Below are 20,624 nucleotides of genomic sequence, written 5' to 3'. Positions count from 1 at the left end.
AAATGGCAAAGTTCAATATTAAGAAAAACGATACAGTTATCGTCCTGGCCGGTGAGGACAAGGGCAAGACTGGTAAGGTGCTGAAGGTCTTGACCGACAAGCAGCGTGCACTTGTTGAAGGTGTGAACATGGTCAACAAGAGTGCTAAGCCGAGTGCCAAGAACCCTCAGGGAGGCTTCGTGAAGATGGAGGCTCCTATTCACATCTCGAATATTAGTTTGATTGATCCGAAGAGTGGCAAGGCTACCCGTGTCGCCATCAAGCGCGAGGGCAAGAAGGTCGTTCGTATCGCTAAAAAATCAGGGGAGGAGATTAAGTAATGGCAAATACAGCACAGTTAAAGAAAGAGTACAAGGAGAAGATTGCTCCGGCTCTGCAGAAGCAGTTCAACTATTCTTCTAAGATGCAGACTCCTGTCCTGAAGAAGATTGTCGTTAACCAGGGTCTGGGTGACGCTACACAGGACAAGAAGATCATCGACGTGGCTATCAATGAGATCAGTGCCATCTGTGGTCAGAAGGCAGTGGCAACTTATTCCAAGAAGGATATTGCCAACTTCAAGCTTCGTAAGAAGATGCCTATCGGTGTGATGGTGACTCTCCGTCGTGAGCGCATGTACGAGTTCCTTGAGAAGCTCGTTCGCATCGCACTGCCCCGTATCCGTGACTTCAAGGGTATCGAGAGCAAGTTCGACGGCCGTGGAAACTACACTCTGGGTATCCAGGAGCAGATTATCTTCCCGGAGATCAATATCGATTCAGTAGACCGCATTCAGGGTATGAACATCACCTTCGTTACATCGGCTCAGACCGACGAGGAGGGTTATGCTCTGCTGAAGGCTTTCGGTCTTCCATTCAAGAACGCTAAAAACGATTAAGAGATATGGCAAAAGAATCAATGAAAGCCCGCGAGGTGAAGCGCGCCAAGCTCGTAGCCCGTTATGCTGAGAAGCGTGCAGCTCTGAAGAAGATCATCGCTACCGCTGATGTGAACACTGAAGAGGGCGCAATGGCCGCCTATGAGGCTGCCCGCAAGCTGCAGAGCATTCCCAAGAACGCGAACCCCATCCGTCTGCACAACCGTTGTAAGATCACGGGTCGTCCGAAGGGATACATGCGCCAGTTCGGTCTCTCTCGTATCCAGTTCCGTGAGATGGCATCAAGCGGTCTGATTCCGGGAGTGAAGAAGGCAAGCTGGTAATTGGCTGTTAACTGTTAGCAGTTAATAAAGGCCAAGAGCCAGGCACAAGAGGCAAATAGTATATTATTTAATATTGTCGGGACAGTCCCGATTAATTAAAACATTATTTTTATGACAGATCCAATAGCAGATTATCTGACCAGACTCAGAAACGCAATCATGGCACATCATCGTGTCGTTGAGGTTCCTGCGTCTAACTTGAAGAAAGAGATCACTAAGATCCTCTTCGAGAAGGGTTACATCCTGAACTACAAGTTCATTGAGGATGGTCCTCAGGGAACAATCAAGGTGGCCCTGAAGTACGACCCCGCAACTCGTGAGAACGCCATTAAGAGCCTGACGAGAGTGTCTACACCAGGTCTTCGTAAGTACACTGGTTACAAAGACATGCCGAGAGTAATTAACGGACTGGGTATTGCTATACTTTCCACGTCCAAAGGTGTAATGACAGACAAAGAGGCTGCAGCCCTGAAGATTGGCGGCGAGGTGCTTTGCTACGTATATTAATTGGAGGATAGCATATGTCAAGAATAGGAAAATTGCCAATTAGTATCCCTGCTGGCGTTACCGTTTCTCAGGATAAGGACGGCATCGTAACCGTCAAGGGTCCCAAGGGAGAACTTTCACAGAAAGTCGACGCTTCGATTAAGATGAAGGTCGAAGATGGTCATATTGTATTTGAGATTGACGAGAACAGTCCTGTGAACATTAAGCAGAAGCAGGCTTTCCACGGTCTCTATCGTGCACTTGTCAACAACATGGTTGTAGGTGTGAGCGAGGGTTACAAGAAAGAGCTGGAGCTCGTCGGTGTAGGTTACCGTGTATCCAACCAGGGTAACATCATCGAGTTCGCGCTCGGTTATACTCACCCGATCTTCATCCAACTCCCGAAGGAGGTTAAGGTGGAGACCAAGTCTGAGCGTAACCAGAATCCTCAGATCATCCTGGAGTCTTGCGACAAGGCGCTGCTCGGTCTGATTTGCGCTAAAATTCGTTCTTTCCGCATGCCTGAGCCTTACAAAGGAAAGGGTATTTTGTTCAAGGGTGAGGTTATCCGTCGTAAGTCGGGTAAGTCAGCATCAGCTAAGTAACTTTAATTGATTGAAGATTATGACAACGAAGAAAGTAGAAAGACGAATTAAGATCAAATATAGAATTCGTAAGAACGTATTCGGCACAGCCGAGCGTCCTCGTCTGAGCGTTTTCCGCAGCAACAAGCAGATCTATGCTCAGGTGATCAATGATTTGGAAGGTAAAACACTCGCATCTGCATCCTCTCTGGGTCTCGAGGCTATGCCGAAGATCCAGCAGGCTGAGAAGGTCGGCGAGCTGGTAGCCCAGAAGGCTCAGGAGGCAGGTGTTAGCACCGTGGTCTTCGACCGTAACGGCTATCTTTATCACGGCCGTGTAAAGTCTCTTGCAGACGCAGCACGTAAAGGTGGACTTAAATTCTAAACGATTATGGCAATGAACAAAGTTAAAGTAAATAGTGACGTAGAGTTGAAAGACAGACTGGTTGCCATCAACCGTGTTACCAAGGTAACAAAGGGAGGTCGCACCTTTACATTCGCAGCCATTGTTGTTGTCGGTGACGGCAACGGCATCATCGGCTGGGGTCTGGGTAAGGCTGGTGAGGTTACAGCAGCCATTGCCAAGGGTGTTGAGGCTGCCAAGAAGAATCTCGTAAAGGTTCCTGTACTCAAGGGCACCATCCCTCATGAGATGGAGGCTCGCTTCGGCGGTGCCCAGGTGTTCCTGAAGCCGGCAGCAGCTGGTACCGGTCTTGTGGCCGGAGGTGCTATGCGTGCCGTGCTGGAGAGCGTAGGTGTGAAGGACGTGCTGGCTAAGTCCAAGGGTTCTTCTAACCCCCACAATCTTGTGAAGGCTACCATCGAGGCCCTGAGCCAGATGCGTGATGCCTACACTGTAGCAGGTACACGTGGTATCAGTATGGAAAAAGTATTTAGAGGATAAAAGGAGAATTTGATTATGGCAACAATTAAGGTAAAGCAGATTAAGAGTAAGATCGGTTATCCGGTAGACCAGAAGCGCACGCTTGAGGCTCTCGGCCTGCGCAAGATCTCCCAGGTTGTTGAGGTAGAGGACAATCCTTCTATCCGTGGTATGATCCGCAAGGTACATCATCTGGTGACCGTAGTTGAGTAATAACAATTAAAAGAAGATTCGAATATGAAACTGAATAATTTAAAGCCGGCAGAAGGCTCTACCCACTCACGTCGTCGTATCGGTCGCGGAACAGGCTCTGGTCTGGGCGGTACTTCTACCCGTGGTCACAAGGGAGCCAAGGCTCGTTCTGGTTATAAGAAAAAGATTGGTTTCGAAGGTGGTCAGATGCCTCTCCAGCGCCGTGTGCCGAAGGGTGGCTTCAAGAACATCAACCACAAGGAGTTCTTTGCGGTTAACCTCTCTACACTTCAGAAGCTTGCTGAGGCTAAGAACCTCACTAAGATCGGTATCGAAGAGCTCGTGGCTGCTGGTCTCACTAACGGTAAGGAACTGGTAAAGGTTCTGGGCAATGGTGAGCTGAAGGCCAAGGTCGACGTAGAGGCAAATGCTTTCTCAAAGGCTGCTGAAGAGGCTATCAAGGCAGTAGGTGGTAACGCAACAAAAATCTAAACTGTAAGATGAAGAAGTTAATAGAGACACTGAAGAACATTTGGAAGATCGAGGATCTGCGCCAGCGCATCCTGATCACGCTCCTGTTTGTGGCGATTTATCGTTTTGGCTCGTTTGTGGTACTTCCAGGTATCAACCCGGCCATGTTGAGCCAGTTGCAGTCGCAGACTGCCGGCGGTCTGATGTCGCTGCTTGACATGTTCTCCGGTGGTGCATTTTCCAATGCGTCTATCTTCGCACTGGGAATCATGCCATACATCACAGCTTCTATCTTAATGCAGCTCCTCGCAGTCGCTGTGCCTTATGTACAGAAGATGCAGCGCGAGGGTGAGAGTGGGCGCAAGAAGATCAGTGCCTATACCCGTTATCTGACAGTGGCTATCCTGCTGTTCCAGGCTCCAGGTTATCTGATTAACCTGAAGATGCAGGCAGGTCAGGCTCTTGCCTCGGGTATTTCTTGGTCGACCTTCATGCTGCCCGCCGTTATCATTCTCGCTGCAGGTAGTATGTTCATCCTGTGGCTTGGTGAGCGCATTACGGATAAGGGTATAGGAAATGGTATCTCACTGATCATCATGGTCGGTATCATTGCCCGTTTGCCTCAGGCATTCATCCAGGAGGTGACCTCTCGGTTCACAGCTATCACAGGTGGTGGACTGGTGATGTTCCTTGCTGAGATTATCATTCTCTATGCTGTTGTTTGCGCAGCTATCGTTCTGGTACAAGGCGTCCGCAAGGTGCCCGTACAGTATGCGAAGCGTATTGTAGGCAACAAACAGGTGGGTGGTGCTCGTCAGTACATCCCCTTGAAGTTGTTCGCCGCCAATGTGATGCCAATCATCTTTGCACAGGCTATCATGTTCGTTCCTCTGTCTGTCGCTCAGTGGCTGACATCTGAGAGTACCTTGATTCCCCACGCATTGATGGATCATCACAGTTGGCAGTACAATGTCATCTTCGCGATTCTGATTATCGCGTTTACGTACTTCTATACGGCTATCACGCTGAATCCGACACAGATGGCAGAAGATATGAAGCGTAACAACGGTTTCATCCCTGGTGTAAAGCCGGGTAAGGATACCGCTGAGTATATCGACACCGTGATGTCTCGCATCACCCTGCCGGGCTCTCTGTTCATCGCCTTCATCGCCGTTATGCCTGCTTTTGCAAGCCTGCTGAATGTACAAGACGCGTTCTCTCAGTTCTTCGGTGGAACGTCACTGCTGATTCTCGTCGGTGTCGTGCTCGACACACTGGCACAGATCGAGAGCCACCTGCTGATGCGCCACTATGACGGTTTGCTCAGTTCTGGTCGTATCCACGGCCGCGGAATGGCTGCATACTAATCTTCTATGAAGATATTCCTGAAGACTGAAGATGAGATTGACCTGATGCGCCAGGCAAACCAACTCGTTGGTAAGACACTTGGCGAATTAGGAAAGCATATAAAACCTGGAGTAACGACCCTCCAGTTGGACAGAATAGCGGACGAGTTCATCAGAGATCATGGTGCCGTTCCCACGTTCAAGGGTTTCCCCAATCCATATGGAGGGCCGTTTCCTGCCAGTATCTGCACATCGGTAAACGATGTGGTGGTACACGGTGTCCCCAACGAGGAGACGATCCTGAAAGACGGAGATATCATCTCTATCGACTGTGGTACACTCCTCAACGGTTTCAATGGCGACTCTTGCTACACGTTCTGTGTCGGTGAAGTCTCCGAAGAGTTGAGACAACTGTTGAAGACGACCAAGGAAGCGCTCTATCTCGGTATAGAGAATGCGGTGGCAGGAAAACATCTGGGCGATATCAGCAGTGCGGTCCAAGACCATTGCGAGGCCCAAGGCTACGGCATCGTTCGTGAGCTTACAGGTCATGGCATCGGTCGGGAGATGCACGAGGATCCGCAGGTACCCAACTATGGACGTCGGGGGAATGGTGTCATGCTGAAAGCCGGTATGTGCCTTGCCATCGAACCGATGGTCACGATGGGAGACCGCGCCATCTGGATGGATCAGGACCGTTGGACTATCCGTACGCAGGACGGTAAACCCGCTGCTCATTTCGAGCACACGATTGCCGTTCGCCGAGGCAAGGCTGAGATCCTGTCTTCGTTCGAGGAAGCAGAAAGCATAGAAGGTCAAGTATAACGATATTTAAAGTTAAGTATGGCAAAACAATCCGCTATTGAGCAGGACGGAACTATCGTCGAGTCGCTGTCGAACGCGATGTTCCGTGTAGAATTAGAGAATGGAGTCCAGATTATTGCGCATATCTCTGGTAAGATGAGAATGCACTATATCAAAATCCTCCCCGGCGACAAGGTCAAGGTCGAGATGAGTCCGTATGACCTGACAAAGGGACGAATTGTATTCAGATACAAATAAACAAAAGGAACTAATATGAAGACAAGAGCATCATTGAAGAAGCGTACCCCAGACTGCAAGATTGTGCGTCGTAAGGGCCGCCTGTTCGTTATCAACAAGAAGAACCCTAAGTACAAGATGCGTCAGGGTTAAATGTTAAATAAGCATAAAATGGCGGAGGTTCGGCAAAATCTTCGTACCTTTGCATGCTTTTTAGCGGAATTTCGAAATTTAAACTAAATTTTTTTATTTCTTTTATTAACAAATGGCAATAAGAATTGTTGGAGTAGATTTGCCCCAGAATAAGCGTGGCGAAATCGCATTGACCTATATCTATGGTATCGGTCGAAGTAGTTCAGCAAAGATATTGGATAAGGCAGGTGTCAGCCGCGACCTGAAGGTCAGCGAGTGGACTGACGACCAGGCAGCCAAGATCCGTGAAATCATCGGCGCTGAATTCAAAGTAGAGGGTGATCTCCGTAGCGAGATCCAGTTGAATATCAAGCGACTGATGGATATTGGTTGCTATCGTGGAGTCCGTCATCGTAATGGTCTTCCTGTTCGTGGTCAGAGCACAAAGAATAATGCTCGTACCCGTAAGGGAAAGAAGAAGACTGTTGCTAACAAGAAGAAGGCTACGAAGTAATTCTAAGTTGAACATCTAAAAGATTTGAGAATTATGGCAAAGAAAACAGTCACTTCCAAGAAAAGAAACGTGAGAGTGAACGCTATCGGTCAGCTCCACGTACACAGTTCTTTCAATAATATTATCGTTTCACTGGCAAACGACGAGGGTCAGATTATCTCTTGGTCGTCAGCTGGTAAGATGGGTTTCCGCGGTTCTAAGAAGAACACTCCGTACGCTGCTCAGATGGCAGCCGAGGATTGCGCTAAGGTTGCCTACGACCTGGGTCTTCGCAAGGTGAAGGCTTATGTGAAGGGTCCGGGTAACGGCCGTGAGTCCGCTATCCGCGCCATCCATGGTGCAGGAATCGAGGTTATGGAGATTGTAGACGTTACTCCGCTGCCGCACAACGGATGTCGTCCTCCGAAGCGTCGTCGCGTATAATATTCAGGATTGAACATTCAATTGAACATTTTTTTATTAAATTATGGCAAGATATTTAGGACCGAAATCAAAAATTGCGCGTCGTTTTGGTGAGCCCATCTTCGGCGCAGACAAAGTTTTGTCCCGCAGGAACTTCCCCCCGGGACAGCATGGCAACAACCGTCGTCGTAAGATGTCGGAGTATGCAGTCATGCTGGCAGAGAAGCAGAAGGCCAAGTATACATATGGAGTACTTGAGCGTCAGTTCCGTAATTTGTTTGAGAAGGCAGCCAAGGCTGAGGGTATCACCGGTGAGGTGCTTCTCCAGTTGCTGGAGAGCCGACTCGACAATGTAGTGTTCCGTCTGGGTATTGCTCCTACTCGCGCAGCTGCTCGTCAGCTCGTGGGTCACAAGCACATTACTGTAGATGGCCAGGTAGTTAATATCCCTTCGTATAGTGTGAAGCCCGGTCAGGTCGTCGCTGTTCGTGAGAAGTCAAAGTCTCTCGAGGTGATTGAGGCTGCCCTTGCTGGTTTCAACCATAGCAAGTACCCTTGGATCGAATGGGATGAGAACTCTAAGAGCGGTAAGTTCCTGCACAAGCCGGAGCGTGCCGATATCCCTGAGAGCATTAAGGAACAGTTAATCGTTGAGTTGTACTCTAAGAACTAAAATCATTTAAATTAATGGCGATATTAGCATTTCAAAAACCTGATAAAGTCGTAATGTTGGAGGCCAACGACAAATTCGGCAAGTTCGAGTTTCGTCCTTTGGAGCCTGGCTTCGGTGTAACCATCGGTAACGCCCTGCGCCGCATCCTTCTTTCTTCGCTGGAGGGTTATGCCATCAACACCATCCGTATCGCTGGTGTTGAGCATGAGTTCTCTTCAGTTCCTGGAGTAAAGGAAGATGTTACCAACATTATCTTGAACCTGAAGCAAGTTCGGTTCAAGCAAGTAGTAGAAGAATTCGAGAACGAGAAAGTCAGTATCACGGTCGAGAATTCTACCGAATTCAAAGCCGCAGACATCGGCAAGTATCTGACTGGATTTGAGGTGCTGAATCCCGATTTGGTGATTTGTCATTTAGATTCCAAGGCATCGATGCAGATTGATCTTACAATCAACAAAGGTCGCGGATATGTACCCGCTGATGAGAATCGCGAGTTCTGCACCGACGTGAATGTAATTGCAATCGATTCTATTTACACTCCGATCCGCAACGTCAAGTACGCTGTTGAGCCGTATCGTGTCGAGCAGAAGACCGACTACGACAAGCTCGTGCTTGAAGTGACGACGGACGGTTCCATCCACCCGAAGGATGCACTGAAAGAGGCAGCCAAGATCCTCATCTACCACTTCATGCTGTTCTCCGACGAGAAGATTACGCTCGAGAACAACGACACGGAGGGCAATCAGGAGTTCGATGAGGAGATCCTGCACATGCGCCAGCTGCTCAAGACACGTCTCGTAGACATGAACCTCTCTGTTCGTGCCCTCAACTGCCTCAAGGCAGCCGATGTTGAGACACTTGGCGATCTGGTACAGTACAACAAGACCGACCTCTTGAAGTTCCGTAACTTTGGTAAGAAATCGCTCACTGAGCTTGATGATTTGCTCGAGAGTCTGAATCTGTCGTTTGGAACCGACATTTCAAAGTATAAACTGGACAGGGAGTAATCGTTGAGACTACCGAATGCCCAATAAAAGTAAAGAACAAAAATGAGACATAATAAGAAATTCAACCATCTCGGTCGTACTGCATCTCACCGCAGCGCTATGCTCGCTAACATGGCTGTCTCTCTGATCATGCACAAAAGAATCACTACGACCGTCGCAAAGGCTAAGGCCCTCAAGAAGTATGTGGAGCCCCTGATCACAAAGGCAAAGGAAGACTCCACCAACTCTCGCCGTGTCGTATTCAGCTACCTCCAGAACAAGGAAGCTATCAAGGAGCTCTTTGGAGCCGTTTCCCAGAAGGTAGGCGACCGTCCCGGTGGATACACCCGTATCATTAAGCTCGGTACACGTCAGGGCGACGCTGCTCAGGTGTGCTTCATCGAGCTCGTAGACTTCGACGAGGCTATGGCCAAGGAGACCAAGAAGAAGACGACCCGTCGTTCTCGTAAGGCCGCTCCTAAGGCTGAGGCTGCTCCCGCAGAGGCTCCCGCCGCTGAGGAGGCAAAGGCAGAGGCTCCCGTTGAGGAGGCACCTGCTGCTGAGACTCCTGCCGCAGAAGAGGCAAAGGCTGAATAATCTCACACTCTTTATAGAGAAGCCCGCATCCCCACAAGGATGCGGGCTTTTTTGTTCCGTGACATATGCTCCTGTTGTCATCCAGACGAGGGCGAGTCGTGATCGTTATTCGCCCTCGTGCGTCTAATATCGTATATGAAGATGAGAGACAAGAGGTATATGATAGGGTTTCCCCTATGGTTTTATGGGGAAATTCCCTTTGAACTATTGGTGAGGAATGATTATCTTTGCATCGTGAATTATTAAATTGTATCGGTCATGAGGAAGACATTGGTTTTATCGGTTGGTGCTTTGCTGCTGCTTAGCAGTTGTGGTACTTATACGGCGGAGGGAGCCTATACGGGTGGCACCTTCGGGTCAATCATCGGCTCTGCTATCGGTGGTATCACGGGTGGTCCCCGGGGCAGTGATGTCGGTACGCTGATTGGTATGGCTGGTGGTGCGGCTGTCGGAGCAGTCATCGGTGCGGCTGCCGACGATGCGCAGCAGCGCCGTTATGAGGACTACCGGGCGGCACGTCGTCAGAGATATGAGGAGGCGCGCCCCGACCAGCGTCGCTATGACGATGGTTATACGGATGAGAGTGGCTTCGACAGTACAAACAGCGGGGACGATTGTCTCTATGGGTTTGGCGAGGATCTTAGCAGTACGGTAACGCCCGCGAACACCTCTGTACTGGAGATTCGTCATGCCCGTGTTATCGACAAAAACCGTGACGGTGTGCTGAACCGTGGCGAAGAGGCCATGGTGGTGTTCGAGGTCTTCAACACCTCGTCTGAGACAGTCTACCGAGTACAACCGTCGGTAGCAGAGGTGACAGGCAACCGTCACATACGTATCTCGGAGAACGTGCTTGTTGAGAGTATTCGGCCAGGAAAGGGCATCCGCTATACGGCGGTCCTTAAGGCCGACGACCGTCTGCGCGACGGTGACGCGGTGATACGCGTCGGAGTATTTCAGGGTAACAGAGAAGTGAACTCGCAGACACAGGAGTTCACCATTAAAACAAGCAGGCGATAGAATCCTATTGCCTGCTTGCTTTTTATTTCCTATAGCGTTTCATGTATGCCTTCGAACGGTTGGGCTTGTTGTTGATCTCCTTCAGATCGTCATGGGTGCCGGCCTTGGTGGCGTGTGTCGTCGGATTGTCGTGCTTGACGACCGTCTTCTGTCTGGCATGATTCTCCTGTTTAGCTTGTGATTCTTGTTTAGCCAGGGCCTCTTCTTTGGCCTGCTGGTCACGGCTCTCTTTTAGTAGCATCCAGAGAGGCTTCGTGTCGGCACCTTCGTTGGCGCCCATCTCCATCTCCGGCAGATCGATGTTCTCCTCAGGCTTGAAGGGGATCACAGGAGAACTGTAGCGCTCCACGATGACGGGGGCGATACCTTGGGCAAGGATGCCAATCTCTCTGGCGGCACGTGCTGAGAGGTCGATGATCCTTCCCTTGACATACGGACCGCGGTCGGTCACACGGACGATGACCTGCTTGCCGTTGGCCGGGTTGGTGACCCGTAACAATGTGCCGAAAGGATAGGTGCGGTGGGCACACGTCAGACTGTCATGATGCATCCGTTCACCGTTGGCCGTGCGACGGCCTGTGAACTTCTTAGCATAGAACGAGGCATTACCGCTCTGCGTTTGGGCCTGCAGAGCGGTAAAGCTGAATAGGAATGCGATGAATGCAATATATGGTTTGATATTCATTCAGTTTGATGGCGTCTTTTGTACCTTGGCTTCGCCGAGCTACACAACGCCGTGATTCTGGCGTCTTTTGTACCTTGGCTTCGCCGAGCTACACAACGCCGTGATTCTGGCGTCTTTTGTACCTTGGCTTCGCCGAGCTACACAACGCCCTGCGCCATCATGGCGTTAGCTACCTTCATGAAGCCGGCGACGTTGGCGCCTTTCACGTAATTGATGTAGCCAGCCTCCTTGCCGTACTTCACGCACTGGTTGTGGATGCTCGACATGATATGATGCAGGCGCTGATCCACCTCCTCACTGCTCCAGGCGAGGCGCATGGAGTTCTGTGTCATCTCCAGACCCGAGGTGGCCACACCACCGGCATTCACAGCCTTGCCAGGGGCAAACAACTGCTTGGCGGCGATGAACTTGTTCACAGCCTCGGCCGTACAGCCCATGTTCGATACCTCAGCCACGCAGAGCGGCTTGTTGGCCAGAATCTGGTCGGCATCACTGCCGTTCAGCTCGTTCTGGGTAGCACAGGGCAGGTAGATATCGGCCTTCTGCTCCCAAGGCTTCTTGCCAGCGAAGAACGTGGCACCGTCGAACTCCTCCTCGTAGGGCTGACACACGTCGTTACCACTGGCTCGAAGCTCAAGCATATACTCGATCTTCTCTGCGTCGAGACCTGCCGGGTCGTAGATATAACCGTCGGGACCGCTGATCGTGATAACCTTCGCACCGAGCTCGGTAGCTTTCTTCGCAGCGCCCCAGGCCACATTGCCGAAACCACTGAGGGCAACGGTCTTACCCTTGATGTCGAGTCCATGCTCTGTGAGCATCTGGTTCACGAAGTACAGGGCTCCGTAGCCGGTCGCCTCCGGGCGAAGGATAGAGCCGCCCCATTCCATGCCCTTACCGGTGAGCACACCTTGGAACTGGTGGGTCAGCTTCTTATACTGGCCGAACAGGTAACCTATCTCACGGGCACCTACGCCGATATCGCCTGCCGGCACGTCCTCGTCGGGACCGATATGACGGTACAACTCGGTCATAAATGCCTGACAGAACTTCATCACTTCATTGTCGCTCTTACCGCGGATACTGAAGTCGGAGCCGCCCTTACCGCCACCCATCGGCAGCGTCGTGAGGGCGTTCTTAAAGGTCTGTTCGAATCCGAGGAACTTCAGGATGCTGAGGTTGACGGATGAGTGGAAGCGCAGACCGCCCTTGTACGGTCCTATGGCGCTGTTGAACTGTACGCGGTAACCGAGGTTCACCTGTATCTCGCCCTTATCATCGACCCAGGGCACACGGAACGTGATGATACGCTCGGGTTCCACGATACGTTCTATAATCTTTGCCTTCTCAAACTCCGGATGTTGGTTATACACATCCTTGATTGATTCCAGCACTTCTCTTACTGCTTGTAAGTACTCTGACTCGCCCGGATGCTTCTGCTCCAAGGCTTGCATGATCTTCTCAACTTCCATAGCGTCAATCGTCTTTAGTTACAAAATGTTATCTTAGATGACGCAAAAATAGGAAAAATATCGATATGCTCCAAGGGAAATACCGAATATTTTTCCTGTTAAGTTACATTTTGTTAAATCTGAGCCAGAGCCTGCTTGATGTCGTCGAGGATGTCTTCCACGTCCTCGATACCCACGGAGAGACGAATCAGATCGGGGGCGACACCAGCCTCGAGCAACTGCTCGTCGCTGAGCTGACGGTGGGTGTGACTGGCGGGATGGAGTACACAGGTACGCGCATCGGCCACGTGGGTCACGATATTGATCATCTTCAGCGAGTCCATCCACTTGACGGCAGTCTCTCGTGTTCCTTTCAGGCCGAAGGCGATAACACCGCATGAGCCGTTGGGCAGGTACTTCTGTCCCAGAGCATAGTGGGGATCATCCTTCAGACCACAGTAGTGTACCCATGCCACCTTCTCGTTGTCGTGCAGGAACTCAGCCACCTTCTGTGCGTTCTTGCAGTGCTGCGCCATACGGAGGTGGAGTGTCTGCAGACCCATGTTCAGCAGGAAAGAGTTTTGCGGAGCGGGAATCGAACCGAGGTCGCGCATCAGCTGGGCTACGAGCTTCGTCATATAACCCATCTTACCGAAGGCCTTTACGTAGGTCAGACCATGGTACGACTCGTCGGGCGTGCAGAGACCGGGGTACTTGTCGGCATGAGCCATCCAGTCGAAGTTACCGCTGTCGACGACGCAACCGCCCACCTGTGTGGCCAGACCGTCCATATACTTCGTGGTGGAGTGGGTGACGATGTCGGCGCCCCACTCAAACGGACGACAGTTCACGGGCGTGGCGAAGGTGTTATCGATAATCAGGGGCACCCCGTTCTTATGGGCAATCCTAGCGAACTTCTCGATGTCGAGCACGGCACAGCCGGGGTTCGAGATGGTCTCGCCGAACAGCGCCTTCGTGTTCGGACGGAAGGCGGCCTGGATCTCCTCCTCACTGGCATCCTGGGAGATGAACGTACAGTCGATGCCGAGCTTCTTCAGCGTCACGCCGAAGAGGTTGTATGTGCCGCCGTAGATCTCATTGGAAGTCACGAAATGGTCGCCGGCCTGACAGATATTGAAGATGGCGTAGAAGTTGGCTGCCTGTCCACTGGAAGTCAGCATGGCACCCACGCCGCCCTCGAGGGTAGCGATCTTAGCGGCCACAGCGTCGTTCGTCGGGTTCTGCAGGCGGGTATAGAAATAGCCCTCTTTCTCCAGATCGAACAACTTCGCCATCTCGTCGGAGTCGTCATACTTGAAGGTGGTCGATTGGATGATGGGAACCTCGATCGGTTCTCCGTTCTTGGCTTTATAGCCTGCCTGCACGCAGAGCGTGCCCTGTCTGAATTTCTTTTCCATAATTGTATGTCGGTTTAGCTTTTTTCAGACGACAAAGGTACGAATAAGTGAGCGAAAAACCAAATTTATTTGGTGTTTTCCGAACGGTAGTACTTTCGAATGAAGTTCAAAGGTACGAATAAGTGAGCGAAAAACCAAATTTATTTGGTGTTTTCCGAACGGTAGTACCAAATTTATTGAACCTTCCTCTATGATGCCCACCATCCCTGTCGCTGTCGGCAGAGAAACATAAAAAAGCTAAAAACCATGGTATAATAAATGGTATAATAGAATGTATTTTGTAATTTTACACCGATAATCCCTCCTATGTCTATGATAGAGAAGAAAGGGTAGATATGTTAAGGTAAGTTAATTAGAGTTTGGTTTTTATGGACCGGTGTGTCTGGTAAGTGTAAAGCGTAAGTAAAGAATGGAAAGAAGTGCATTCGAACAAGAAGCCCGCTCGTGGCGGCAGAAGGCCCTTGAGGTGAGTCGGCACTATGGGGCGGGCGCAGATGAGGCAGAGGACATCGCACAGGATGTGATGCTCCGTCTGTGGCAGATGCACGACGAACTGGAGCGCTTTCGTTCGACGGAGGCCATAGTGGTCCTGATGGCGAAACACCTGCTAAGGAACCGTCAGCGACGGCGACCGTCGGAAACACTGAACGAGGCCGTCGTGGTAGGCTTCAATACCAGTCCGCACGAGGAACTGGAAACCAAGGAGAACGACGAGTGGCTGACGGCCCGACTCCAACAACTGCCCACCACACAGCGCACCTTACTGTATCTGAGACAGGTGGAGCGTAAGAGTCACGAAGAACTTGCCACGTTGCTGGGCATCGAGATCACCTCAGTCAGTACGCTGCTCGCAAAGGCTCGACGAACAATGTTAGAAGAAATCAAACGGAGGAACCAGATATGATACATTACACGAAGGCATATATCAAGAGTCTGCTGGACAAATATATGGACGGCATGACCACACTGGAAGAGGAGGATATCCTCGTAGGCTACTTCCGGGGCGAAGACATTCCTCAGGAGTGGGAAGACTATCGGCAACTGTTCCTTGAGATCGAACAGACCTCGGCCGTCTCGCCTGAGACGGTGGCACCCCAGTCGAGGGCCAGTCGACGGTGGATAGGCTGGAGCGTGGCAGCTGCCGTCGTGGCAGGCGTGCTCTATCTGGCCATCCCGTCCGAGCAGACCGCCTCGCCTGATAAACAGGTTTTGGTGGCACAGACGGATACGGCGGTGGTATCGCCGATACAGCAAACCGACACGACCTCTCTGCGTCAGGAAGAAGTGCAGCCGATGCAGTCGAAGAAAAAAGGCCTGCGTAAGGTACAGCCTACCATCCACGACTACGACAAGGTCTACACCCAGATGGCTCAGGTTGTCAAGGAGCAACAGGAGGCAGAGCAGCAGTTGACCGAATGCCAGATGGAGGTGATCGAGGCACAGCTTGCCGCCTACGGCTATATCCCAGTAACACAAGAAGATGGTACCATTATATATATTAACGAACAAACAGATTATTACGCATATGAAGAGTAAAGTCATGATCCTCACAGCCATGCTGACGGCACTGCCTTCAGCCATGATGGCGCAGCAGAACATACAAAAGGCTTTTGATGCACTGCTGAACGAAGAGAAGGTTGAAATCAAGACACAGCACAGTCTGGAAGTCGATTCTGAAACGGGTAGGAAGATCGAACAGGCCGATGTCTATGACTTCACAGTATCCACTGCTACCGGTCTCGGCCGTATCAATGATGTCCGGAAGGCTTTTGAGAAAGACAAGGATTCGGCATATCATGTCAGGTCTGGTAGTAAAGTCGGCGATAATTATACTGCCTTGGCAGTTGGCGAAGGTAGCCAGCCTGTAGCTATCGGAGCGATCGACGGCTCAGAGTTTATCTATGCCTGCTTCCTCGACAAGGACGATCCCGAGAAGAAGCATCGCTATGCCTATGCCCTGGAGTGGGTGGAGAAAGGCGAGAGAACACAAGTTCGCTTGGCCATCACATATGCACTCTCCCAGCAGAGCCGTTCTCATAGGATCAGTAAGATCATCGTCAATGGCAAAGAGATTAATGTGGATGACCCGAGACTTATGTTTGAACGCCGACTACGTTCCGTTCTGACAACGACGCCCCCATCGGATTCGATCACCTCTGTTCCCGTCGACCGCAGTATCGACGTTGGTAATATAGGTAACCCCTTCGACGTCGTCTTCGGAGACTGGTTGAGTAATTTCAATAACTATAAGAACCTTTTCCTGAAGAATCCCGAAGGGACAGCGGCAAACGTTTATGCATCACGTATCTACAATCTCTGCAAGAAAGCAGACGAACTGGACGATGCGGAGAAGGAACTGGTCATCAAAGAGATCCGGAAACTGAAAAACAAAACCAAGGATGATTTCGTCCAGCAATTGTTTGAGATGAGCATCGAACGACTCAAGAAGTAACCTACATAGCATCGATAACGATGATGTAGTAGGGGGTATCAAGAGAAAGAGATAATCTTCTTAACAGTAAAACAACTTGTTTTACCTTGAAAGAGATAGCTTCTTTGTTGGTAAAAGACTATCTTAACGAAGGTAAAACAAGTTGTTTTACTATTTAAGGCCTGGTCTCTTCGTCGTTACCGGCGCCGGTCTTTTCGTGTTCCGGATGGCTGGTATCAAGACGATGTCGCAGGGTTATCATATGGCGGTGCCCTTCGGTTAGAAGGCACCCGTATCGGTATCCTTGTTCTGCAGCTTGCGGTTCAGCTTCAGGTTCTTACCGCTGGAGAAGTCGTAACTGAAGCCAATGACAAACATCGACTTGTTGTCGTTGATCCATGTCTTGCTGGTACTTTGCAGGATGCTTGTTGGCAGACTGTTGGAAGAGTACCGTGAACGGGTGAGGAACCAGATGTCGGTGGCATAGATCCGCCAGCCTTTCTTCTGCCAGAACACGGTGAGGTTAGACAAATTCTCTCCCGCGTCAAGGGTTGAGCCCCACAGTTGCTTCGACACAATCTTGCCGCTATAGCTGGCTCCCCAACAGCCTTTCCTGAATCTGATGCTATAGTAGAATGGCGCATACGTATGGTGATACTGTCCGATGATCGGGCTGCTCACGGTCTGGTATACGAGGTCGTTCTGCAGATAGATAGTCAGCAGGTCGTTCTTGAAGGGGTTGATGTTCAGGCGGGCGAATCCACCTGCGTTCGACGAATAGTTGGCATTCTCCATCATTCCAACAATGTATTTCTCTCCATTGATCTCCTGCTCCGTATAGTATTTGTTGATGGGCGAGTCGCTGTAATCGTAGGAAAAGCCTATGACGGCATTCAGCCAACTGAGGTTCCATCGGAGGTATAGTGCCGACGAGTAGTTGTTGTAGCTCTTCAGCGATGGATTGCCCACATTCATGACACCGGGGATGAACAGGCTCGCATTGTTGCTGAGTTGGGAGATGGTCGGTATTGATGACCATGATGTGGTTTCCCACTGAAGACTCATCTTCTTTGAGAGGTTGGTGCTCAGGATGAGTTTCGGCGTAAAGAGCCAGTGGGAGTCGTGGGCATCGTCATTGTCCTGTGTCACCTGCGTGGCACCGGCTCCGATGCGATACATCAGTTTCTTCCATGTGCCGCTATACTCTGCATACATATAGTGCTGATAGCTGGCCGAGGCGTAGTCATAGTCCTCATAGTCGGACAGAACGTTACTGATGGTGGCCTTCGAACGACCAAAGCTTCCGCGATAACCGAGGCTGAGGCTTCCCTGTTCCCACTTCTTGGTGTAGGCCAGCTCACCGATGAAGGAGTATTTCTTGTTCTTCTGGTTTACCTTGTCAGAAAGTAGGCTGCTGTTGTCGCTGAGGTCGATCTCCTCCTTCTCATCCTTAGACTTACCGTGATAATAGGTGCCTAGCAGGTCGATGGCGAGCTCCTGATTCTTGGGAAGGGTCTTCTGAAGATAGACATTCAGACTGGGACCGAATGTGTTTCTCTTGCCATTGAACGTTCCTTCGCCTTTCGTTCTGGTGCTGGCAGAAAGGATCTCGATGTCTTTAGTACCATGATTGTGATATGTATTGAAGTACGGGGTGGCCGTTATCTGCACGGCTATATCGTCGGGCTTGTTGTAAGTGTACTTGATGACAGGGTTGTTATCTCTATAGCCGAACTTATCGCGCGAAAGACTCTCATAGTGGGTCTGCTCTCCGTTGAGGAGATAGTCGCACGTCCGCTCGCCGAATCGTTTGGTGTATTCCCTGAGACTGAACCAGTAGGAGAGTGATAACTGGTGGTTACCTGATGTGAGGTTGAGGTACGCCTCGTCGTCGGTGAAGCCTGTCGTGAAGGCCGCCCTACTATCAATACCTGCATTCACACCATTATCCAGTTTCTTTGTGATGACATTGATGAGCGTGCCGGCGTCGGCATAGCGGGCGGGGGGGATATTGTAGTATTCCACCTTGGCGATCTTGTTGGCTGGGATGCCTATGAGGTCGATATCCGAGGCGCTGATGCCGTTGAGCAGAATCTTCACGTTGCCGCCGTCGATACGCTTGATCTTATTACTGAGGGGGTCGATCCTCAGGTCTTCCACATGCTCCAACAGGTCGTGTACATGGCGGGCCTGTCTGATCTGCTCATGGGAGAACGTGTGGACGGACTTGTCGACATAGTTCATGATATGTGTGCCTTCGACGGTGACGCCTTTGATGGTGTACTGGGCCGGTAGTAGTTGGATCGTACCGAGGTCACCCACCTCGCAGTTGCGCCAGGCGGTCTTGTAACCCACGAAGGAGCATTTGACAACGACACGGTAGGCCTCGGTGGGAATGACGAAGTCGCCGTTCTCGTTGGTCACGCCGCCACCGATAAGGGCGGAGTCGGCGGGATTGAGCAGAGAGACGTTGGCATAGGATAGCGGTTGTCCGCCCTCGTCGACAAGGTGTCCTTTCAGGTGACGTTCTGTCTTGTGGGTACACTCCACGAATATCTTGGCGCCGTCTTTGACAATGCGAACGGGGTAGAAGCCCACGACCCTCATCAGTGCCTCTTCAAGGCTGAGGCGCTCGAAGTGGCAGGTGACGGTGAAGTCCTCGAGGTCGTTATAGACGAATGATATCTCGTATTGCCCTGTGGCTGCGTTGATGTCTTCGAGGACACGACTCAGTGACTCTCTCTGATAGCTACGTGTTATCTTCTGGGCATGGATGGTGCCGACTGCTATGCACAGTGACAGCAGGAAAAAGATCTTTCTCATCATGGTTGTCATGGCTTTACAATCAGTTTGTCGTCTTCAATGGCGAGGTTCACATGGTCGAAGTGGTTCAGGTCGCTGACAATCTCCTCGAGGTTGTCCTTACGGTTCCACTTGTAGAATATCCGCAGCTCGTGTGCCTGGGTGTTCTGGATATCGACCTCCTTCTTGTAATAGGCGCCCAACTCGTTGACAATCTCGTCGAGGGATGTATCCTCGAAGATACGGGTCTGCGAGATACTGTCGGTAACCTCTTCCGAGTGCTCCATAGAGGTGGAGCTTGTCGTGACGACGGTCTGCTGACTCTCCTCTTCTGTGGATGTCGTGCGCTGACCGGTGCTCCATAGATGAATGGCGGCATAGGCGATGCCTGAGAGCATCAGCAGCCCGATGAAGATGGCCGCGATCTTCTTGGTAGAACTGAAGAGTTGGCGAATCTTCGTATTAGAGTCCTGGGGGCTCAACTTTCCTTCGAGTCTAGCCCATTCCTCTTCCTTCAGACCGTCGGCCAGTTTCTTTCTGGCATCTTCCATCTCAAAGGCATCTGCACTGAGACGCATGGCGTCGTAGAGTTCCTGGCATTCCTCGTCGCTGAGTAACTCGCGGAGTTCCTCGTCGCTATACAATTCCGGATGTTCCATCATCCTTAGAAGTTTTTCTGTTCTATCCATCGCTATTAGGGATTAAAGTGTTGTGACTTGGCAAAAATGCTGTTTGATCTTTTTTAGTGCCTGGGCGAGGTGCTTGTAGACAGCCACCTCACTGATCTGCAGCTCCGAAGCAATCTCCGTATACTTCTTCCGTTGCTGATAGCGCAACCGGAACACGTGGAGGGTCTGCGGAGTGAATGTCTGTTCGCTGTAGCGGAGCACTTCTGTCAGATGATCGGTCTGTGCCTCGATGGGTATCATCTCGATGCCGTCATCCAGTTGCAGAAGTTTCCTGGCGCGCAGTCTTACCTGTTTGGCACGGATGACCTTCAGGCATCGGTTCCGCACACAGGTCAGCAGATAGCTCTTGGCAGTCTCGGGACGCAGGTCGATGCCGTCCGTCTCCGGGACCTGATCAGCAGTCTGCATCCGTTCGGCAATCTGGGCGAACACGTCGCTCACTACGTCGCGACTCTCCTCGTCATCGTGCAGCATGACCCGTGCCAGCAGATACATCCTGTCGTAATGCTCCATGAAGAGCGCTTTCAAATCGTCCTTGCTTGTCATGTAATGGGTTTCTTTTATCCCTAATATCCCTTGAGGTGGTTTTTACTAACCCCTTGGAGAAACAAATTGTTGCAA

General features: G+C 50.9%; 28 protein-coding genes. 22 read left to right on the top strand and 6 right to left on the bottom strand.

Going from position 1 to position 20,624, the window contains the following annotated elements:
- The first annotated feature begins 2 nt into the window (after positions 1 to 2).
- From rplX to BLU99_RS11120, 19 genes are all read left to right on the top strand, one after another.
- Positions 3 to 320 (top strand): 50S ribosomal protein L24, encoded by a 318-nt coding sequence (gene rplX, locus BLU99_RS11210; RefSeq protein ID WP_091902263.1) that lies wholly within the window; start codon positions 3 to 5, stop codon positions 318 to 320.
- The gene (rplE, locus tag BLU99_RS11205) at positions 320 to 877 is read left to right on the top strand and encodes a 50S ribosomal protein L5 (RefSeq protein WP_091902178.1); all 558 of its coding nucleotides are present in this window, start codon (positions 320 to 322) and stop codon (positions 875 to 877) included. The genes rplX and rplE overlap by 1 nt, the downstream gene beginning before the upstream one ends.
- 5 nt (positions 878 to 882) lie before the next feature.
- Positions 883 to 1,200: a 30S ribosomal protein S14 gene (gene rpsN, locus BLU99_RS11200; protein ID WP_091902176.1), complete on the top strand. Its 318-nt coding sequence runs from the start codon at positions 883 to 885 to the stop codon at positions 1,198 to 1,200.
- Positions 1,201 to 1,311: 111 nt separating this feature from the next.
- The gene (gene rpsH, locus BLU99_RS11195) at positions 1,312 to 1,707 is read left to right on the top strand and encodes a 30S ribosomal protein S8 (protein WP_091902173.1); all 396 of its coding nucleotides are present in this window, start codon (positions 1,312 to 1,314) and stop codon (positions 1,705 to 1,707) included.
- Positions 1,708 to 1,721: 14 nt separating this feature from the next.
- Positions 1,722 to 2,291 carry a 50S ribosomal protein L6 gene (gene rplF / locus BLU99_RS11190; protein WP_091902171.1) on the top strand — a complete coding sequence of 190 codons (570 nt, stop codon included), beginning with the start codon at positions 1,722 to 1,724 and terminating at the stop codon, positions 2,289 to 2,291.
- A gap of 19 nt (positions 2,292 to 2,310) precedes the next feature.
- A complete protein-coding gene (gene rplR, locus BLU99_RS11185; protein WP_091902169.1) occupies positions 2,311 to 2,655 on the top strand; it encodes a 50S ribosomal protein L18 in 345 nt (114 codons plus the stop codon).
- A 6-nt stretch (positions 2,656 to 2,661) separates the two neighbouring features.
- Positions 2,662 to 3,174: a 30S ribosomal protein S5 gene (rpsE, locus tag BLU99_RS11180; protein ID WP_091902166.1), complete on the top strand. Its 513-nt coding sequence runs from the start codon at positions 2,662 to 2,664 to the stop codon at positions 3,172 to 3,174.
- A 15-nt stretch (positions 3,175 to 3,189) separates the two neighbouring features.
- The gene (gene rpmD, locus BLU99_RS11175; protein ID WP_091902163.1) at positions 3,190 to 3,366 is read left to right on the top strand and encodes a 50S ribosomal protein L30; all 177 of its coding nucleotides are present in this window, start codon (positions 3,190 to 3,192) and stop codon (positions 3,364 to 3,366) included.
- Positions 3,367 to 3,390: 24 nt separating this feature from the next.
- A complete protein-coding gene (gene rplO, locus BLU99_RS11170; RefSeq protein ID WP_091902160.1) occupies positions 3,391 to 3,837 on the top strand; it encodes a 50S ribosomal protein L15 in 447 nt (148 codons plus the stop codon).
- An 8-nt stretch (positions 3,838 to 3,845) separates the two neighbouring features.
- Complete coding sequence (secY, locus tag BLU99_RS11165; RefSeq protein WP_091902158.1) at positions 3,846 to 5,183, top strand: preprotein translocase subunit SecY; 1,338 nt, start codon at positions 3,846 to 3,848, stop codon at positions 5,181 to 5,183.
- 6 nt (positions 5,184 to 5,189) lie between these two features.
- Positions 5,190 to 5,987 (top strand): type I methionyl aminopeptidase, encoded by a 798-nt coding sequence (map, locus tag BLU99_RS11160; protein WP_091902155.1) that lies wholly within the window; start codon positions 5,190 to 5,192, stop codon positions 5,985 to 5,987.
- A gap of 18 nt (positions 5,988 to 6,005) precedes the next feature.
- Positions 6,006 to 6,224: a translation initiation factor IF-1 gene (gene infA / locus BLU99_RS11155; protein WP_004341775.1), complete on the top strand. Its 219-nt coding sequence runs from the start codon at positions 6,006 to 6,008 to the stop codon at positions 6,222 to 6,224.
- A 15-nt stretch (positions 6,225 to 6,239) separates the two neighbouring features.
- Positions 6,240 to 6,356: a 50S ribosomal protein L36 gene (gene rpmJ / locus BLU99_RS11150; RefSeq protein ID WP_009160995.1), complete on the top strand. Its 117-nt coding sequence runs from the start codon at positions 6,240 to 6,242 to the stop codon at positions 6,354 to 6,356.
- Positions 6,357 to 6,468: 112 nt separating this feature from the next.
- The gene (rpsM, locus tag BLU99_RS11145; protein WP_073207290.1) at positions 6,469 to 6,849 is read left to right on the top strand and encodes a 30S ribosomal protein S13; all 381 of its coding nucleotides are present in this window, start codon (positions 6,469 to 6,471) and stop codon (positions 6,847 to 6,849) included.
- A gap of 33 nt (positions 6,850 to 6,882) precedes the next feature.
- Positions 6,883 to 7,272, top strand: coding sequence for a 30S ribosomal protein S11 (gene rpsK, locus BLU99_RS11140; protein WP_091902153.1), 390 nt, complete (start codon positions 6,883 to 6,885; stop codon positions 7,270 to 7,272).
- Positions 7,273 to 7,315: 43 nt separating this feature from the next.
- Positions 7,316 to 7,924, top strand: a complete 609-nt coding sequence (gene rpsD / locus BLU99_RS11135) for a 30S ribosomal protein S4 (protein WP_091842887.1) — start codon at positions 7,316 to 7,318, stop codon at positions 7,922 to 7,924.
- A 14-nt stretch (positions 7,925 to 7,938) separates the two neighbouring features.
- Positions 7,939 to 8,931 (top strand): DNA-directed RNA polymerase subunit alpha, encoded by a 993-nt coding sequence (locus BLU99_RS11130; RefSeq protein WP_091902150.1) that lies wholly within the window; start codon positions 7,939 to 7,941, stop codon positions 8,929 to 8,931.
- Between the two features lie 42 nt (positions 8,932 to 8,973).
- On the top strand, positions 8,974 to 9,507 hold the full coding sequence (rplQ, locus tag BLU99_RS11125) for a 50S ribosomal protein L17 (RefSeq protein ID WP_091902148.1): 534 nt from the start codon (positions 8,974 to 8,976) through the stop codon (positions 9,505 to 9,507).
- A 258-nt stretch (positions 9,508 to 9,765) separates the two neighbouring features.
- The gene (locus BLU99_RS11120; protein ID WP_091902146.1) at positions 9,766 to 10,527 is read left to right on the top strand and encodes a hypothetical protein; all 762 of its coding nucleotides are present in this window, start codon (positions 9,766 to 9,768) and stop codon (positions 10,525 to 10,527) included.
- Positions 10,528 to 10,549: 22 nt separating this feature from the next.
- On the opposite strand, the gene BLU99_RS11115 is transcribed toward BLU99_RS11120, so the two are convergent.
- The 3 genes from BLU99_RS11115 to BLU99_RS11105 form a co-directional block, all read right to left on the bottom strand.
- Positions 10,550 to 11,212, bottom strand: coding sequence for a septal ring lytic transglycosylase RlpA family protein (locus tag BLU99_RS11115; protein ID WP_091902144.1), 663 nt, complete (start codon positions 11,210 to 11,212; stop codon positions 10,550 to 10,552).
- Between the two features lie 137 nt (positions 11,213 to 11,349).
- A complete protein-coding gene (gene gdhA / locus BLU99_RS11110) occupies positions 11,350 to 12,684 on the bottom strand; it encodes an NADP-specific glutamate dehydrogenase (protein ID WP_091902141.1) in 1,335 nt (444 codons plus the stop codon).
- A 113-nt stretch (positions 12,685 to 12,797) separates the two neighbouring features.
- Complete coding sequence (locus tag BLU99_RS11105) at positions 12,798 to 14,081, bottom strand: O-acetylhomoserine aminocarboxypropyltransferase/cysteine synthase family protein (protein WP_091902139.1); 1,284 nt, start codon at positions 14,079 to 14,081, stop codon at positions 12,798 to 12,800.
- A gap of 409 nt (positions 14,082 to 14,490) precedes the next feature.
- Here BLU99_RS11105 and BLU99_RS11100 point away from each other — a divergent pair, with 409 nt between their 5' ends.
- The 3 genes from BLU99_RS11100 to BLU99_RS11090 are packed head-to-tail and all read left to right on the top strand — an operon-like array spanning position 14,491 to position 16,533.
- Positions 14,491 to 14,985 carry an RNA polymerase sigma factor gene (locus tag BLU99_RS11100; RefSeq protein WP_091902137.1) on the top strand — a complete coding sequence of 165 codons (495 nt, stop codon included), beginning with the start codon at positions 14,491 to 14,493 and terminating at the stop codon, positions 14,983 to 14,985.
- On the top strand, positions 14,982 to 15,617 hold the full coding sequence (locus BLU99_RS11095) for a hypothetical protein (protein WP_091902135.1): 636 nt from the start codon (positions 14,982 to 14,984) through the stop codon (positions 15,615 to 15,617). Before BLU99_RS11100 ends, BLU99_RS11095 begins: the two co-directional genes overlap by 4 nt.
- Positions 15,607 to 16,533: a hypothetical protein gene (locus tag BLU99_RS11090; protein WP_091902133.1), complete on the top strand. Its 927-nt coding sequence runs from the start codon at positions 15,607 to 15,609 to the stop codon at positions 16,531 to 16,533. The genes BLU99_RS11095 and BLU99_RS11090 overlap by 11 nt, the downstream gene beginning before the upstream one ends.
- Before the next feature lie 258 nt (positions 16,534 to 16,791).
- Here the strand turns inward: BLU99_RS11090 and BLU99_RS11085 are convergent, their stop codons facing one another.
- The 3 genes from BLU99_RS11085 to BLU99_RS11075 are packed head-to-tail and all read right to left on the bottom strand — an operon-like array spanning position 16,792 to position 20,549.
- On the bottom strand, positions 16,792 to 19,335 hold the full coding sequence (locus tag BLU99_RS11085) for a TonB-dependent receptor (RefSeq protein WP_176771130.1): 2,544 nt from the start codon (positions 19,333 to 19,335) through the stop codon (positions 16,792 to 16,794).
- An 8-nt stretch (positions 19,336 to 19,343) separates the two neighbouring features.
- Complete coding sequence (locus tag BLU99_RS11080; RefSeq protein WP_091902129.1) at positions 19,344 to 20,003, bottom strand: DUF4974 domain-containing protein; 660 nt, start codon at positions 20,001 to 20,003, stop codon at positions 19,344 to 19,346.
- A gap of 12 nt (positions 20,004 to 20,015) precedes the next feature.
- Complete coding sequence (locus tag BLU99_RS11075; protein ID WP_091902127.1) at positions 20,016 to 20,549, bottom strand: sigma-70 family RNA polymerase sigma factor; 534 nt, start codon at positions 20,547 to 20,549, stop codon at positions 20,016 to 20,018.
- Positions 20,550 to 20,624 lie beyond the last annotated feature (75 nt).

Origin of the sequence: Prevotella sp. lc2012 (genome assembly GCF_900107065.1) — a bacterium.
Taxonomy (GTDB): Bacteria; Bacteroidota; Bacteroidia; order Bacteroidales; family Bacteroidaceae; genus Prevotella.
The sequence above is the reverse complement of the archived record's forward strand: the minus strand, read 5'-3'. Positions and strand labels throughout refer to the sequence as shown.